Raw genomic sequence first — 16,385 nt, forward strand, 5'->3', positions numbered from 1 at the left:
CCTTGTTGCAGATCGATCAGTCATCGGATGATTCTGAACGATCCCGGCGCCCCTGTGAAACTTCCCCCCGCTCGATCTGCCAGGTGCTGTCCACCAGATCGGCGGAATGGGCGTCGTCGGATTCGGCGATCAGTACCGTCAGGCCCTCGCCCCGCAGGTCGCCGATCACGGACGATAGCCGCTTGGCCAGTACCGGGGCGACACCTTCAAAGGGCTCGTCCAGCAGGATCATCTCGCGGCCCGGAATCAGTGCCCGGCCCAGGGCCACCAGCTTCTGCTGGCCGCCGGACAGTTGCAGGGCCTTGCGCTGGCCGAAGTCGGCGATCTCCGGCATCAGCTCGTACACCCATTTCAGGCGCTGCTCGCCATCGCGGATCTTGTTGGCCCAGGCGGGCATCAGCATGTTTTCGGTCACCGTCAGTTCCGGAATCAGCCGGCGGTCCTCGGGCATGTAGCTGATGCGCATGTCCGCCCGGCGGTAGGCGGGCTGGCGGGTGATGTCTTCCCCCTTGAAGCCGATGGTGCCCCGGTCCGACGGCAGTAGTCCCATCACGGCCCGGATCAGGGTGGTCTTGCCAGCGCCGTTGAGGCCGATCAGCCCGGCCATTTCCCCGGTTGGAATGGTCAGGTTCACGTCCCTGAGGATGCCGATGCCCTCGATCGAGACGTCCAGGTTGGCGATTTCCAGGCTCATGTCAGGTGTCTCCCTCTTTCTCTGATGTCCTGTGTTGCTTGCCGGTGACCAGCTCCTGAACCTGAGCATCGGCCAGCACCTCGTCCACCGGACCGTCCTTGATCACGACACCGCTGGCAAAGGCCAGCACCCGCGTCACGTAACGCTGGACGATCTCCATATCGTGCTCCACGAAAAGTACGGTGAGCCCCCGTTGGCGCACGGCATCCATCACCGTGTCCATCAGGGTGTATTTCTCCTCCATGCTGACGCCGCTGGTGGGCTCGTCCAGCAGCAGCATGCGGGGGTTGCCCAGCATGGCGATGGCGATATCCAACAGTTTGCGGGCGCCCTGTGGCATGGCGGTGACCATTTCGTCCCGATAACGGCTGATGTTCATCTGTTCCAGGATGTCATTCGCCGCTGCCAGGCGTTCCGGAGTCCGTACCGGGCGAAGCATCTGGAACTGGCGCTGCTCGGCAGCGGCCAGGGCAATGGCCAGGTTGTCGATCACCGGCAGCTCCAGGAACAGCTGGGGAATCTGGAACGAGCGGGTCAGGCCCTTGCGCATCAGCTTGCGGGGGCCCAGCTTCCTGATGGGCGCCCCGTCAAAGGCAATGGAGCCCTGCGACGGTGGCAGGTAACCGGTGACCATGTTGATAAAGGTAGTCTTGCCGGCACCGTTGGAGCCGATCACCCCAACGATCTCCCCTTCGGAGATGGTGACGTTGATGTCTTCGGCGGCCGTTACCGCCCCGAAATAGCGGGACAGTCCTTCGGTCCTGAGTATCTCGGTCATTGGGCGGCCCCTTTCTTGCGGGTGAACAGACTCCAGATGCCCTTGGGCAGGAACAGAATAATGAGCAGCAGCACGATACCCAGGATCATCTGCCAGGCATTCGGGGCCAGTTCCACCGCGTAGGTACGCACCAGGGTGAAGATCAGCGCGGCGATGAATGGTGCCGCCACATGGCCGGTGCCGCCGAGGATGGCGATGAACACGAACTCCCCGGATACGGTCCAGTAGGCCATGGTCGGGTCCACATGACCGGCGGCCAGGGCGGTCATGGAACCGCCCACCGAGCCCACGGCGGCGGCCAGCACGTAATTGATGTACAGCACCTTGCGGTGGGAGATGCCCATGTACTCCACCCGAACCTCATTCTCCCGGATCGCTTCGCAGGCCAGTCCGATGCTGGAGCGGAAGTAGCGGTTGAGGAACAGGGCGATGGCCAGCGCCAGCACAATGGCCAGCATCAGCGCGGCGATGCTGGTCTGGCCCTCGCCCGGAGTGATGCCCAGCAGGGTCCAGTCCACCACGCCGAAGCCGTCGGTGCTGCCCAGGCCATGGCTTTTCACCAGGATGCCGTAGAGGATCATGGAAAAGGCCAGCGACAGCATGGCGAAGAAGATCTCACGGTAACGGGTCATCAGCAGGCCCAGAACCATGGCGACCCCCACCGTGACGAGCACCCCCAGGCCGATCAGCGCCAGGGCATCGGTAATGCCCAGGAAACGACCGCCCAGGCCCACGGCATAGCCGCCCAGGCAGAAGAACAGGCCCTGGCCGAAGGAGACCAGCCCCGCCCGCATCAGCATGACTACACCCATCACCACCAGCGCGGTGGAGATGGCCAGGGTCAGGGTAAACACCAGCCAGTTGGGACTGAACTGGGCCAGTACAGCCACGGCGATGGCAACGCCGATCAGTGACAGTTCGGTTCTTTCCGGCTTCATCAGATTTTCCTCGCAACAGCCTGGCCGAAGAGGCCATGGGGACGGAAGATCAGCACCGCGGCCATCACCGCGTAGATAATGAACAGCTCCAGCTCGGGCATGGTGTGGATGGAGGTGGCCCGGGCCAGCCCCACAATGATCGCGCCAATGGCGGCCCCGGTGATGCTGCCCAGGCCGCCGGTGACCACCACGGCGAAGGCCAGCACGATCACCTCGATACCGATGCCGGGTACCACGGAGATGATCGGGGCGGTAGCACCGCCGGCGATGGCGCCGAGGGTGGCGCCGATCATGAAGGTGATGGTGAACATGCGGCGAACGTTCACTCCCATGGCCTCGGAGACCTCCCGGTCATGGATGATGGAGCGCAGGATCTTGCCCATGTGGGTACGCTCGAGCCAGAACCAGAGCCCCAGGCCGATGACTACCGACAGCCCCATCAGTGAGATGTCGTACAGGGAGACGGTCAGCACATCGATGCTGATGCGTCCCATGGCGGCATAGGGCTGGTAGGCAAAATACGGTGTGGTGCCCCAGATCAGTTTCATTACATCCTCGAGGATGAGCAGCACCGCGAACGTGATGATCAGCATCAGGATTTCGTCGCGGCCGTACATCAGCCGCAGCAGACCCCGCTCGATAATCAGGCCGGTGACCGCGCCGATCAGGATGGCCGAGACGGCAATAATCGCGAAGGCCATCCATAGCTGGCCACCGCCATCGGCGTAGTACCAGCCCAGGGCGGAGGCGGCCGCGTAGGCGCCCAGGGCATAGAGGCTGCCGTGGGCCATGTTGAGGATTCGCATGACGCCGTAGATGACGGTCAGCCCCGCCGCCACCAGGAACAGCCAGGAGGCATAGATAAACCCGTCAATCAGGATCGCCCAGACCGTTAACATCGGTTACTTCTCCCAGGTTGGAACGCGCCGGCGACGCAGGGTCGCCGGCGGTCAGGTCGGTGAATGGATCAGTCGCATTCGGCGCCGGGGAAACCGGCCTTGATCCATTCCTGGGGGTTCTGGCCATCGGGGGCGGAGACGCATTCACCCGGGAACGAGCGGACATTGCGCAGTGACGCCTCGCCGTCTTCATAGTGGTACTCGCCGTAGTACATGGGCTGGAGTGCCTGATGGCCATCGGCCAGCGCCATGCGTACGGTGCCGGAGACAGACGGGAACTCGGCGCCCTTGAGGGCGGCAGCCAGCTGTTCCGGGCTGGGTACCCCGTCGGCCCCGGAATTGTCCGCCGCGTATTTCAGCGCCAGGATGGCCTGGGCGGCCTTGGAGGCCGGGTAGCTGGGCGGGGTGCCATGTTCTTCCTCGTAGGCCTTGCGGAACCAGTCACTCAGCTCGTTCTCCGGCATGAAGCCGCCGAAGGGCCCACGACCACCAAGGATGGTGCCGTTCGGTGCCTGTCCTTCAAAGCGATGCAGGCCGGATTCCCCGGTGGTCAGCAGGGCGGTGGCCTGGGCCAGCAGACCACGGGCGTTGGCCTGGGCCACGAAGGATTCCATATCACCGCCCCACATGGAGGAGTGGATGACATCCGGGCGGCGGGTCTGCAGGGCCGAGATCTCGGTACCGTAGCTGCCCTGGAAGATCTGAGGGGTCTGGTTGTTGACGATCTCCGCCTCCGGCATCAGCTGTTCCATGGCCAGGGTGAAGTCCTGCCAGGAGTCCTGCCCCCAGGCATAGTTCTGCTGGATGCCGGCAATGCGACTGGCGTTGGGATGGGTCTCCGCCAGGTAGCGGGCCGCACCCACGTTGTCCGCCACGGCGTCCAGACCGGTACGGAACAGGTAGGACGGATTCTCCACTTCCTGGAACAGGCGGGGCGTGCCGCAGTCGAAGGCGATGGTGAACATCTCCATTTCTTCCGCCACCGGGCCAATCGCCAGGCAGTCGCCGGAGGAGATGTAGCCGATCACCGCGTCCACGTCCTGGCGTTGCACCAGGTTGCGGTATTCTTCCACCTGTTTGGTGGGGCCGCCGGCCTCGTCCACCACCACGGATTCCAGTGTCAGGCCGTTGACGCCCCTGGTGTTATAGGGGGCGGGCAGGGTGCCCTCGTTGATGGCCTTGATCACGATTTCCGCGCCCTGGGCCGCGGGTACGCCGAAGGGCCCGGAGGCACCGCCGGAGAGGAAGGTGACAAAGCCCACCTTGAAGGTGTCGTCCTGGGCGCTGGCGCTACCGGCCAGGCCCATCAGACCGACGGAGGCCAGGGCCACCGACAGCAGGGTTCTTTTCAGTGCTTGTGGTTGTTGGGTTGTCATGGCGTGCTCCTTGTTTGTTGTTGTGCTCGGTTAGGATGCTGCATGGATTGACAGGGTGGCGGTCAGCCACCGGTTTCACCGCGTCGCTCCCGGATCAGGGCGGCGGACGGCTTGAGGGATTCGGCATCGTAGATCCGCCAGTTGCCCAGCAGAATCCTGGCGGGCGGAAAGCGATCACTGGCCACCGGCGTGCCAATGGCCTGGGCCTGGACGATCTGGTGGGTGTCCGGGTCGATATAGGAGGTAAAACCGTAGGGGTCCTTGGGCAGGCGGATCTCCAGGCCTTCCAGGGCATGAATCATGGCCGGGGTGTTGGTGACATCACCGGCCTTGCGGATGGCGTTGGCAACGGCCAGCACACCGGCATAGGCACCCTGGGCGGAATAGCTCGGGTAACGGCCGGACAGCTCGTGGAAGCGTTCCACGAACGACCGGTTGGCTGTCGTATCCGGCCAGTTCACATGGTGGCGGGCGGACAGGATCAGGCCCGGCGGCGGGTTGTCACCCAGGGCCACCAGGGTCTCGTAGTCACCACCGGTGTCGAAGTTGGCCACCCGCATCTGGTCGAACAGCCGTGTGGTGCGGGCCTGCTCCAGGAAGGCGGTGAAGTCGCCACCCCACAGGGCCACCACCAGCACATCCGGTGGTGATTCCAGCAGCGACTGGATATAGAGGGAGTAGTCCGGCTCGTACAGGCGGGGCCAGTAGGTGCCGGTCTGCTCGAAGCTGACGTCGTTCTGCGCCAGGGCCTGCTTCAGGTCGCGCCAGGCCACACGGCCATATTCGTAGTCCGGCCCCAGGAAGGCCAGCTTCCGCCAGCCGGTGTCGGCCTGCAGGTCCTTAAGGTAGCGGGCGCCGGCGGCGTGGGAGGTCCAGGTGTCGCTGGACACGCGGAAATAGTAATCATGGCCTTCTTCCAGGGTGGCCCGGGACGAGGCGTGGTCGGTGCCTACCATGATCACCTGCCGGTCCCGGGCCAGCCGGCTCACCGCCATACCCACGCCGGAGCTGACCATGCCACAGAGGATATTGGCGTTGTCCTGGCTGATGAAGTCCTCGGCCATGCGCACCGCGAAGGAGGCCTTGGAGCGGGAATCATCCACGATCACCCGCAGACTGGGGGCATCCGGGGTTGCCGCCAGTTCCTCCAGTGCCAGGCGAATACCCACGATACTGTCGCGGCCATAGCTGGCGGACCGTCCGGTCATGGGGTACATGCAGGCGATGGTGGCGTCGGCTTCGCCCTCGGCGGCACCCAGTTCCACCCGACCCACCGGAGGCGGGGTGTCGGGCAGGGCATGCAGTAGCGGAACCACGCAGAGATACAGCAGGACGACGGACAGTTGCCGGAACCGGCGACCGGAACGGGTCCGTGGCTGTGTGGCATGTGGCTGGCGATGACGGCTTCGGTATTTCCGCACGTCGGTCTCCTGATCGGGTCAGGTGGTTATTGTTGTTTCGCTGGGAGACTGTAGCAAAACCGGGACCAACGCGCCGATGATCGCCTGTTACCGGCGTTTCGCAGGTGGCGACGGGTTATCGGTATCCGCAGGGGGCTCAGAATGAGCGGAATCCGCTCAACATGGCGATGAATTATGGGCGGAAATCGCTCATTCCGGGAGCGTCAGGAGAGCCCCAGTCGTTGCAGGCGGCGCTTGAAGGCGTGGCGGGACATGCCGAGCTGTTCCGCGGCCCGGCCCTTGTGGCCATCGGTCTGCTCCAGGGCCTGCTGGATCATCTCCCGCTCCGTGTCCTGGAGCTGTGCTTCCAGGGAGGTGCCCCGGGGTGACGGGGCGGCATCGGTGGCGGGCTGGAACTCGGTGGGAAGCTGGCCCGGGCGGATGCGCTGGCCCGGGTGCAGGATGGTCAGCCGTTCCACCAGGTTGCGCAGCTCGCGCACATTGCCGGGCCAGTTATAGGCGGACAGGCGTTCCAGGGTTTCCGGGGGCACGGCGATGGGGCGGCAGCCTTCCTCCCGGGCCTGGGCCTCGATGAAGACATCCAGTAGCTCCCCCAGGTCTTCCCCCCGTTCCCGCAGGGGCGGAATGGTCAGCTCGATCACGTTGAGGCGGAAGAACAGGTCCTCCCGGAAGCGGCCCGCCCGGACCTCCTCCTCCAGGGAGCGGTTGGTGGCCGCCACCACCCGCACATCCGAGGTCTGGCTGGTGGTGGCGCCCACCGGGCGGTAGTCGCCGTTCTCCAGGAAGTGCAGGAACTTGGCCTGCAGGGCCAGGGGCAGCTCGCCGATCTCGTCCAGGAACAGGGTGCCGCCGTGGGCGAGGCTCACCAGGCCGGTCCGCTTCTGGTGGGCGCCGGTGTAGGCTCCTTTTTCCGCACCGAACAGTTCGGCCTCGATCAACTGCTCCGGCAGGGCGGCGCAGTTGATCTCCACGAAGGCCCGCTCGGCCCGGGGGCTCTGCTGGTGGATGGCCCGGGCCACCACCGCCTTGCCGGTGCCGGATTCCCCCAGCAGCAGGATGCGCCCGGTACTGCTGGCCGCCACCCGCTGCACGGTGTCCCACAGCCGTTTCATGGCGGAGCTGGACCCCACCAGACCGGAGGCATTGGCGCTGCGGCTGCGATGATAGATGAGTTCGTCCTGCATCTGCCGGCGTTCGGTGATGGACCGGATCAGGTGCAGCAGTTCATCCAGGGCGAAGGGCTTGGTGAGATAGTCGGTGGCCCCGGCCTTCACCGCCTGCACCGCCGCCCGGGTATCGCCGTGGGCGGAGATCATCACCACCGGCAGCTCCGGGTGCAGGCGTACGGATTCCGCCAGCACGTCCATGCCATCCATACCCGGCAGGCGCAGGTCCAGCAGCATCAGGTCCGGGGTGTGTTCCGCCAGCAGCGTCAGGGCCTCTTCACCGGTATGGGCATTGAGGGTGCGGAAGCCGGCCTCGCTGAGGGCAAAGCCCATGGAGCGGACAAAGCTCTTCTCGTCGTCAACGATCAGGATCTGTGAGCGCATGATTGTCTGTAGGCGATTGTTCTTGTGGTGATGAATCTAGGTTATCACTGTTTGCGGCGGGAAGGGTGACCGAAACCGTCGTACCCTCGCCACGGACGCTGTGGATGTGCAGGTCGCCGCCATTGAGTTCGATAAGCTGGCGGGTAATACTCAGGCCCAGGCCGGTGCCTTCCTGGCGGGTGGTGAAGAAGGGCTCGGTGACCTGTCTCAGGGTATCCGGATCCATGCCGCAGCCGTTGTCGGTGATGTCCACGTGGATACGGTCGCCATTGCGGAAGGCCCTCAGGTGCACCGTGCCGCCTGCATCGCAGGCCTCGATGGCATTGGCCAGCAGGTTCACCAGGCACTGGATCACCTGGTCGGGGCTGGCCACGATGGCCAGGCGGGAATCGCCGGTGGCGGACACGGTGACCTGCCGTTGTTCCGCCAGGCCGGAAGTCAGCACCGTGGCATGGCGGAAGATTCGCCGGATCTCCACCCGCTGGGGCTCGCCGGGCACGGGCCGGCCGTAGTCCAGCAGGTCCCCCACCACCCGGTTCAGGCGGTCGATTTCCGACTCCACGGACACCAGTAATTCACGCCGCTCGTCATCCGGTTCACCTTTCTCCAGCGCCTGTACCGTGAGTTTGATGGTGGCCAGGGGATTGCGGACCTCATGGGCCACGCCGGTGGCGAACTCCCCCAGCACCGCCATCTTCTCCGCCTGCACGGTACGACCGATCAGTTCCTGCAGGCGATCGGCCATGGCGTTGAAGGCATGGGCCAGCACGTCGATCTCGTCCTTGTCGTTCTTCGGTGCCTGCAGCCGGAAGTTCAGGTCACCGCTGGCCAGGGTTTCCGCCCCCTGCACCAGCCGTGTCACCCGGCGGCGCAGACTGCGGGCCAGGGCCCAGAACAGGGTTACTGTGCCCAGGGCCATGACCCCGGCCAGGGCGTAGAGGCCGAGCTGGGCGCTGCGCAACGGGCTGAGGATGTCGCCGGCGGCCACCTGGTAGTCGATGCGCCATCCCGGCAGCACCTCCGGGCCGGTCCGCAGTTGGTCGGGAATGGTGTCCAGGCGGTTGCCAGTAGGTTCCAGCAGTTCTCCCGCCGGCGTCCTCAGGTAGGGCCGCAGCACCCCGGCCAGGTTCTCGGTGCGCATGAGTTCGGTGAGGGAAGCCAGTCGCACATGCAGGGCAATGGACCCGGACACCGGCTGTTCCCCCGTGTCCCGCAGCGGCTGGCGGATCAGCAGCCAGCCGGGGCTGGCACCATCGCCGATGCGGGGGCCGATCACCTCGCTGTTGGCCATCATCACCAGCGGCAGACCCCGGATACCCCAGCCGCGGCGGCCCCAGTATGGCTGTCCGGAGGCCGCCTGGCCCGGCACCACTTCGGTCAGTTCGTTGTCGTCGTTGAAGAACAGGATGCCGTAGAGGTCCGGGGAATCCGCCTCCACCCGCACCAGTTCCCGTACCCCTTCCGGCACCGCATCGGTGTAGTTCAGGTACAGGGGCATGGAGGGGTGGGTGGACAGGGTTTCCAGTTGATAGATGCGATTCTCGATAAAGTTGGTCAGCCGGTTGGCGGTGCCGGCGACCTGAGCCTCCAGGCGTTCCCCCGCCAGGCGCTCGGTGACGGAATCCGCCACGGTGGCGTAGAGGCTGCTGAGCACGGCCACGGCACCGACGATCAGGGTCAACGACAGCAGTGAGTATCGTCCTACCAGGCTGAAGCGGGGTTTAAGGGGAGGGTTCATGGAATGGTCTCGTCGTTATTTTTATTGAAATACGATAAAATTTTCCTACATTCTGAGAATTCTAAGGAAGCATCCATGGCCAACCCAGGAGATACCCCGGCGTCATCCCGTAAATCCCCCGGTGGCAGTACCACACTCACCAAGGCCTGCACCCTGCTGCGGGCTGTTGCCACCGTCTTCCCCACCGGTGGCAGCCTGTCCCATATCGCCCGTGAAGTGGGCATGAATACCGCCACTGCACACCGTCTGCTGACCGGGTTGGCCAGCGAGGGGCTGCTCACCTTTGATCCCTATGCCAAGACCTACCATGTGGGTTTCGACCTGCTGCGCATGGCGGAATCGGCCCAGGAGGTGGCGCCGGATCTCCAGTTGCGGCACGCCCTGCAGCCGGTGCTGGGGCGTATTGCTGTCCGTACTGAAGATTACACCTACCTGAGTATCCGTGCGAACCGTGACGCCGTCTGTATCGACGTTGCCGAGGGGACTTACCCGGTGACCGCCAACACCCTGGTGGCCGGCGCCCGCCGTCCGCTGGGTATTGGCGCTGCCGCCATGGCCCTGCTGGCGGCGCTGCCGGAGCCGGAGGCCCGGCGCATGGTGGACCTGAATGCGCCCCGCTATCCCCGCTATTCCGGTATCACCCGCGACGAGGTGGAACAGTGGCTGGAGCAGGCCCGGGAACATGGCTATTCCGTGAACGAGGGTCGCATCGTACCGGAAGTTTCTGCGGTGGGAATCGCCTTCCGGGTGCCCGGTTCCAGTGAGCATGCCGCCATCAGCGTGGCCTCGGTGGCGTCGCGGATGAACGAGGAGCGGCGCCGGAAGGTGCTGGAGATTGTCCGGGATGAGGTCGGGCGCTGGTCCCTGGAGCAGGCCTGATAGGGGTATTTTATCAATATACGAGAAAAGCTTTCAGCATAATGAAAAAAATTTGACGAAGAATTCGCCTCGGGCTACTTTGTTCGCCGGATCTGAAATGTGAACTATGTTTGAAATCTAACCAAATAATAAGAAGCGATTGGAGATTCCCATGCCCTACGCCAGCAATATCCTGACCAGAACCCTGTCTGCCACTGCCATTAGCACGGCCCTGCTGTTTGCCGGGTCCGCGACCGCCCAGGAACTGCCCGATACCATGACCTGGTCGTCCTACGATGTCGGTTCGGCCGGTTACGCCGAGGCCTCGGCCATCGCCGACGCCTTCGGCAAGCAATACGGTACCCGCATCCGTATCCAGCCGTCCGGTTCAGCCATCGGTCGTCTGCAGCCGCTGCTCAGTGGCCGTGCCGATTACGCCTTCCTGGCCACCGAAACCTTCTTCGCGGCGGAAGGCATCCACGACTTCTCCACCCGTCGCTGGGGGCCGCAGGACCTGCGTGCCGTAGCCGGTCGCCCGTCCTCGTTCGGTATCTTCACGGCGGCGGACGCCAACATCAAAACCCTGGAAGACCTGAAGGGATCCCGTTTCGCCTACGTGGCCGGGAACCCGTCCATCAACGTGAAGTGTGATGCCTTCCTGGCGTTTGTCGGGCTGACCCGCGATGACGTTGACGCCATCATGTTTCCCACCTACGCCAATACCATGAGTTCCCTGGCCCGGGGCGAGGCGGATGCCTCCTGTACCACCACCACCCCAAGCCACGTCTATGAACTGGCGGAATCCCCACGCGGCATCCGCTGGCTCGATGTGCCCCAGGACGACGCGGAAGGCTGGGAGCGCCTGCGGGAAGTGGCGCCCTTCTTCCAGCCCTACACCGAAACCCAGGGGGCGGGCATCAGCGAGGAAAATCCGGTGGACATCTTCGCCTATCGCTATCCGGTGCTGACGGTGCGCGCGGATATGGATGAAGACGCGGTCTATAACTACATCAAGGCCCTGGACGAGACCTACGGCATGTACAAGGATGCCACCGCCGTTATGGATCGCTGGGACCTGGAAGAGGCGGGTACGCCGGCCATCGATGTGCCGTTCCATCCCGGTGCGATCCGTTACCTGGAGGAGAAGGGCATCTGGACCGAAGAGCATCAGGCCTGGAACGACCAGCGTCTTGCCCGCCTGAATGCCCTGCGTGAGGCCTGGAAGGAAGCCACGGCTGAAGGCGAAGGCAAGAGTGACGAGGAATTCGCGGAGATCTGGGAAGCCCACCGCACCCAGGCCCTGGAATCCCTCTGATATCCAAGACCCCCGTGATGACAGGCGCCTGACCGGGCGTCTGTCGATCTTTTCGGAGTAACCACGTCATGAGTGCTTCCACGTCCGCCGATCAGGCGGCACCCGCCGCTGAACCGACATCCGGTCGTCTGCGGGGTGTCGGCTACTGGGCGATTATCCTGCTCGGTACCCTGGGCCTGCTGATGGCCATCAACCAGACTTTCAACCTGAAGTTGCTGGGCTTTGAGCCTCTGGGTAATGCCTATCTCTACTACCTGATCGGTATCTTCCTGGCGGCGGCCTACATTGCCTTTCCGGCCTGGAAAGGGGCGTCGGGCAAGGTTTCCTGGTACGACTGGCCACTGGCGGCGACGGCGCTGGTATGCGCCGGTTACCTGGGCTACCACGGCCTGACCATGATCAATATGGGCTGGGAGTACCAGGCGCCCACCGAGGCCACCGTACTGTCCGGCATCCTGCTGGTGCTGATCCTCGAGGGTGTGCGCCGCTGTGGTGGCTGGCCGTTGCTGTTCGTGGCACTGTTCTTCGGCACCTACCCGCTGTACGCGGATTCCATGCCCGGTTTCCTGTGGGGCAACCAGTACACCCTGCCGGAGATTATCCGTGCCCATGTCATCGGTGTGGAAAGCGTCATCGGCATTCCCATGCAGGTGGTGGCGCAACTGGTCATCGGTTTCGTGGTGTTCGGCGCGGCGCTCACTGCCACCGGTGGTGGCGAGTTCTTCATGCAGTTCGCCACCTCCCTGATGGGCAGGAGCCGGGGTGGTCCGGCCAAGGTATCGGTGCTGTCCAGCGGTATCATGGGCAGTCTTTCCGGCAGTGTGATCTCCAATATCCTGACCACCGGCCCCATTACCATTCCCACCATGAAGAAGACCGGCTACCCGGCCCATTACGCCGGTGCGGTGGAAGCCTGTGCGTCTACCGGCGGCACGTTGATGCCACCGGTCATGGGGGCGGTGGCCTTCATCATGGCGTCCTTCCTGGGCGTGCCCTACGCGGAGATCATGATCGCCGCGTTCCTGCCGGCGCTGCTGTTCTACCTGGCGCTGATTTTCCAGGTGGACATCTATGCCGCGCGCCGGGGCCTGAAAGGCCTGCCGGAATCGGAGATCCCAAACCTGTGGGAGACCCTCAAGGACGGCTGGCCCTATCTGCTGGCGCTGTTCATGCTGATCTACATGTTGCTGGTGATGCGCCTGGAAGCTTACGCGCCCTACTACGCCACGGTGGTCCTGCTGGGCATCTCGATGTTCAAGCGCAACCATCGCCTGAACCTTAAGCGGGCCCTGGCTTTCATGCAGGACCTGACCACCAGCGTCGCCAACCTGGTGGCCATCCTGGCGGGTATTGGCCTGGTGGTGGGGGGGCTGTCCTATACCGGTGTGGCCGGTGCCTTCTCCCGTGAGCTGCTGCTCTACGCCGACGGCAGCATTCCGCTGATGCTGGCGGCTGGGGCGATCACCAGCTTTGTGCTGGGTATGGGCATGACCGTGAGCGCCTGCTACATCTTCCTGTCGATCCTGCTGGCGCCGGCGCTGGTGAATGCGGGCCTCAACCCGCTGGCCAGTCACCTGTTCATCCTCTACTGGGGCATGCTCTCATACATCACGCCACCGGTGTCCCTGGCTGCCATCACCGCCGCCGGTGTGGCCGGTGCCAAGGCCGGGCGAACCGGTGTTTACGCCATGCGCCTGGGAGGCATCCTGTTCATCCTGCCGTTCCTGTTCGTGATCAACCCCTCGCTGATCCTGCAGGGGGATATCCTCAAGATCCTGTCGTCGGCCTTTACCGCCATTACCGCGATCTGGCTGCTGTCCTCCGCCATGGAGGGCTACCTGTACCGCATCGGCGTGCTGGCCTGGCCGGCGCGGATCCTGGTGCTGGTGGCCGGTGGTGTGCTGATCTATCCGGAACTGGTAACGGACCTGATCGGCTTTGGCCTGGTGGCCGCCATCTACCTGAGCAGCCGGTTCCTGAACTTTCCGGCGGTAACCGTCGGTGGCGCCCGTTAAACCCGTTTCAACGCAGTTGGTGAATGCATCGTGATCAACAAAGTCTGTAATTCCATGGCGGAGGCTGTCTCCGTGATCAAGGATGGCGATGTCGTGATGATCGGCGGCTTCGGCAGTTCCGGTATCCCGCTGGAGCTGATCGAGGCCCTGCGTCGTCATGCGCCGAAGGATCTGACCATTATTTCCAACAATGCCGGTGTGGCGGAGGAGGGCATTGCCTCCCTGCTGCGGGACAACCTGGTGCGCAAGGTAGTGTGTTCCTTCCCCCGCTCGAAGGGCTCCGTGTGGCTGCAGAAGCGCTACAAGGAAGGCTCCATCGATTTCGAACTGGTGCCCCAGGGCACCCTGGGCGAGCGGATCCGCGCTGCCGGCGCCGGCCTGGCGGCGTTCTATACCCCCACGGCCTACGGCACGCTGCTGGCCGAGGGCAAGGAGACCCGCGAGTTCGACGGCAAGGGCTATGTGCTGGAAACCGCCCTGCACGCTGACGTGGCGCTGATCCGTGGCGAGAAGGGCGATGCCTGGGGCAACCTGACCTACAACACCGCCGGCCGTAATTTCAATCCGTCCATGGCCATGGCGGCGAAGACCACCATCGCCGAGGTGAAGCAGATCGTCCCGGTGGGCGACCTGGACCCGGAAGCCGTGGTGACACCGGGTATTTTCGTGGATTCCGTGGTACTGCAGGAGGGGCTGCTCGATGCAATCGCTTAGTAAAGAGAATATGGCCCGTCGTGTCGCCCGGGATATTCCCGATGGCGCCTACGTGAACCTGGGCATCGGTATGCCGACGCAGGTAGCAAACTATGTATCTGACGACCGGCATGTGATATACCATAGCGAGAACGGCATCCTCGGCGTGGGGCCGGCACCGGCACCCGGTGAAGAGAACCCGGACCTGATCAATGCCGGCAAGCAGTTCGTGACCCTGCTGCCCGGAGGCTGCTACTTCGACAACGCGGATTCCTTCGCCATGATGCGGGGCGGCCATCTCGACATCGCGGTGCTTGGGGCCTTCCAGGTATCGGCTACCGGCGACCTGGCAAGCTGGGCCACCAATGACCTCAGTGAGCCGCCCGCCGTGGGTGGTGCCATGGACCTGGCGGTGGGCGCCCGTAAGCTCTACGTGCTGATGAAGCATTGCACCCGTGACGGCGAACCCAAGATCCTGCCGGCGTGTGAGTACCCGCTCACCGGCAAGGGCGTGGTGGACCGGATCTATACCGACCTGGTGGTGCTCGATGTCACCGACGAGGGCCTGCGGGTAGTGGAGCTTGTGGGCGACAACACCCTGGAAGAGGTCCAGGCGGTGACTGGCGCACGGCTGCTGCCCCCGGAATCCTGACCGTACCAACATCGTGAGCCGGGCTGTCGCCGCTGTGGGCGAGCGGTTGCCCCGGCCTCCAAAGAGCCTTCGATGACACAGACACCTTCCACCGGCCCGCTGGCCCTGACGCGGTCGGCGCTGGCGTACCTGGCGTTGCTATGCGGTGTGCTTTCCCTGGTTCCCGGCATGGCCGTGGTGGGCGCTTCCGCCATTGTCCTCGCCATCCTGCTCGGGTGGCGGGACCTGCGCCTGGTGGCCAGGATTATCTTCGGCCTGCTGGTGGCCATGTCGCTGCTGGCGCTGGTGGATGAGCCTTCCGCCCTGATGGACGGAGCCGTGAACATGACCCGGCTGACGGCGCTGATCCTCACGGTCATGTTGCTGTCCTCCCTGCTGGGCCGCTCCAGCGACCTGGAGCGGATTTCCGCCACCCTGTTCGCGGGCCGTCCGGCCGTGCGCTACCTCAGTGTTACCTTTGGCACCACGGTTCTGTCGGTCCCCCTGAACTTCGGTTCGGTGGGGGTGGTCTCGTCGATGATCGCCGGGCAGGTGCGCCGGCACGGGGATTCCGCCATGGCCCGCAATGCTTCCCGTGGCACCCTGCGGGGCTTTGGCGCCTCACCCACCTGTTCCCCGCTGTCGATTTCGGTGGTCATGACAGTAACCTTCCTGCCGGGACTGCACAGTTGGCAACTGATTGCCTTCAGCCTGCCGCTGGCCGTGGTGTACCTGCTCAGCGGCCTGTTGTTCACGGAACGGGAAACCGAGGCACTGGCCCAGGGCGATGCGGTTGATACCGGCCTGCGCAAGTATCTGCCGTGGCTCCGGTTCATGGCCATCATCGGGGCCATCTGTGTGGGCGCATTCGTACTCAGTGGCCCTGGCGGGCTCAGCTACTCCAAGGCGGTGACCCTCAGTTGCCTGGGTGCCGTGGCCGTCCTGTTCGTACACGGGCTGGTCAGCTCACCCCGGGACAAAGGTAATCCACTGCCCTCCATGGCCCCGGTCAGCAATGAACTGGTGATCGTCGGTGGTTCCGCCTTCCTCGGTGCGCTGATCAGCAGCTTTGCCCTGAAATGGCTGGGGGCTGGCTTCAGCCTGCCTGGGTGGGGCTATCCGGTGGTGGCCGCGCTGGTGCCATGGGTGTTCTTCGCCGGTGGCATGATAGGGCTCAATCCCATTGTTATCGGTACCCTGACGGGCGGGGTGCTGGGGCCGATCTGGCCGCCTGAAGCGGTGCTGGGGCTGGGTATCGGTATAGTATCCGGGTGGGGCATTACCACCGGCGGTACACCCTATTCCGCCAACTCGCTGCTGATGGAACGGATTACCGGCTATTCCGCCAGGGTGGCGGCGTATCGCTGGAACCTGGTGCATTCGGTGGTCAGCCTGTTGGCTGGGGGAATGCTGGCGGCAACGCTGACCTGGTATCTCGCCAGTTAATGGAAGGGGAGGGGTAAGGGCAGGCCCTGCTAC

The 16,385-nt window shown here is 64.1% G+C and carries 14 protein-coding genes; 6 read left to right on the plus strand and 8 right to left on the minus strand.

What is annotated here, in order from left to right:
• Nucleotides 1-16: 16 nt before the first annotated feature.
• From ACJO2E_RS15835 to ACJO2E_RS15870, 8 genes are all read right to left on the minus strand, one after another.
• Nucleotides 17-694 carry an ATP-binding cassette domain-containing protein gene (locus tag ACJO2E_RS15835; RefSeq protein WP_406965092.1) on the minus strand — a complete coding sequence of 226 codons (678 nt, stop codon included), beginning with the start codon at nucleotides 692-694 and terminating at the stop codon, nucleotides 17-19.
• Nucleotide 695: 1 nt separating this feature from the next.
• Nucleotides 696-1,472 carry an ABC transporter ATP-binding protein gene (locus tag ACJO2E_RS15840; RefSeq protein ID WP_406965093.1) on the minus strand — a complete coding sequence of 259 codons (777 nt, stop codon included), beginning with the start codon at nucleotides 1,470-1,472 and terminating at the stop codon, nucleotides 696-698.
• A complete protein-coding gene (locus tag ACJO2E_RS15845; protein ID WP_406965094.1) occupies nucleotides 1,469-2,410 on the minus strand; it encodes a branched-chain amino acid ABC transporter permease in 942 nt (313 codons plus the stop codon). Before ACJO2E_RS15845 ends, ACJO2E_RS15840 begins: the two co-directional genes overlap by 4 nt.
• Nucleotides 2,410-3,309, minus strand: a complete 900-nt coding sequence (locus ACJO2E_RS15850) for a branched-chain amino acid ABC transporter permease (RefSeq protein WP_406965095.1) — start codon at nucleotides 3,307-3,309, stop codon at nucleotides 2,410-2,412. Before ACJO2E_RS15850 ends, ACJO2E_RS15845 begins: the two co-directional genes overlap by 1 nt.
• A gap of 68 nt (nucleotides 3,310-3,377) precedes the next feature.
• Nucleotides 3,378-4,685: an ABC transporter substrate-binding protein gene (locus ACJO2E_RS15855; RefSeq protein ID WP_406965096.1), complete on the minus strand. Its 1,308-nt coding sequence runs from the start codon at nucleotides 4,683-4,685 to the stop codon at nucleotides 3,378-3,380.
• 62 nt (nucleotides 4,686-4,747) lie between these two features.
• Complete coding sequence (locus tag ACJO2E_RS15860; RefSeq protein WP_406965097.1) at nucleotides 4,748-6,106, minus strand: ABC transporter substrate-binding protein; 1,359 nt, start codon at nucleotides 6,104-6,106, stop codon at nucleotides 4,748-4,750.
• A gap of 203 nt (nucleotides 6,107-6,309) precedes the next feature.
• Nucleotides 6,310-7,656 carry a sigma-54-dependent transcriptional regulator gene (locus ACJO2E_RS15865; RefSeq protein WP_406965098.1) on the minus strand — a complete coding sequence of 449 codons (1,347 nt, stop codon included), beginning with the start codon at nucleotides 7,654-7,656 and terminating at the stop codon, nucleotides 6,310-6,312.
• On the minus strand, nucleotides 7,631-9,394 hold the full coding sequence (locus ACJO2E_RS15870; RefSeq protein ID WP_406965100.1) for a sensor histidine kinase: 1,764 nt from the start codon (nucleotides 9,392-9,394) through the stop codon (nucleotides 7,631-7,633). Before ACJO2E_RS15870 ends, ACJO2E_RS15865 begins: the two co-directional genes overlap by 26 nt.
• A 75-nt stretch (nucleotides 9,395-9,469) precedes the next feature.
• On the opposite strand from ACJO2E_RS15870, the gene ACJO2E_RS15875 reads away from it, so the two are divergent.
• The 6 genes from ACJO2E_RS15875 to ACJO2E_RS15900 all read left to right on the plus strand — a co-directional run bounded on the left by ACJO2E_RS15875 (nucleotide 9,470) and on the right by ACJO2E_RS15900 (nucleotide 16,352).
• Nucleotides 9,470-10,273: an IclR family transcriptional regulator gene (locus ACJO2E_RS15875; RefSeq protein WP_406965101.1), complete on the plus strand. Its 804-nt coding sequence runs from the start codon at nucleotides 9,470-9,472 to the stop codon at nucleotides 10,271-10,273.
• Nucleotides 10,274-10,424: 151 nt separating this feature from the next.
• Nucleotides 10,425-11,567 (plus strand): TAXI family TRAP transporter solute-binding subunit, encoded by a 1,143-nt coding sequence (locus ACJO2E_RS15880; protein WP_406965102.1) that lies wholly within the window; start codon nucleotides 10,425-10,427, stop codon nucleotides 11,565-11,567.
• Nucleotides 11,568-11,635: 68 nt separating this feature from the next.
• Nucleotides 11,636-13,582 carry a TRAP transporter permease gene (locus ACJO2E_RS15885; protein ID WP_406965103.1) on the plus strand — a complete coding sequence of 649 codons (1,947 nt, stop codon included), beginning with the start codon at nucleotides 11,636-11,638 and terminating at the stop codon, nucleotides 13,580-13,582.
• A gap of 30 nt (nucleotides 13,583-13,612) precedes the next feature.
• Nucleotides 13,613-14,296 carry a 3-oxoacid CoA-transferase subunit A gene (locus ACJO2E_RS15890; RefSeq protein WP_406965104.1) on the plus strand — a complete coding sequence of 228 codons (684 nt, stop codon included), beginning with the start codon at nucleotides 13,613-13,615 and terminating at the stop codon, nucleotides 14,294-14,296.
• Entirely contained in the window at nucleotides 14,283-14,927 is a 645-nt protein-coding gene (locus ACJO2E_RS15895) for a 3-oxoacid CoA-transferase subunit B (protein ID WP_406965105.1), read from the plus strand. The genes ACJO2E_RS15890 and ACJO2E_RS15895 overlap by 14 nt, the downstream gene beginning before the upstream one ends.
• A gap of 72 nt (nucleotides 14,928-14,999) precedes the next feature.
• Nucleotides 15,000-16,352, plus strand: coding sequence for a hypothetical protein (locus ACJO2E_RS15900; protein WP_406965106.1), 1,353 nt, complete (start codon nucleotides 15,000-15,002; stop codon nucleotides 16,350-16,352).
• Nucleotides 16,353-16,385: the final 33 nt, after the last annotated feature.

Source organism: Marinobacter shunpengi, from assembly GCF_045449695.1.
Lineage (GTDB): Bacteria > Pseudomonadota > Gammaproteobacteria > Pseudomonadales > Oleiphilaceae > Marinobacter.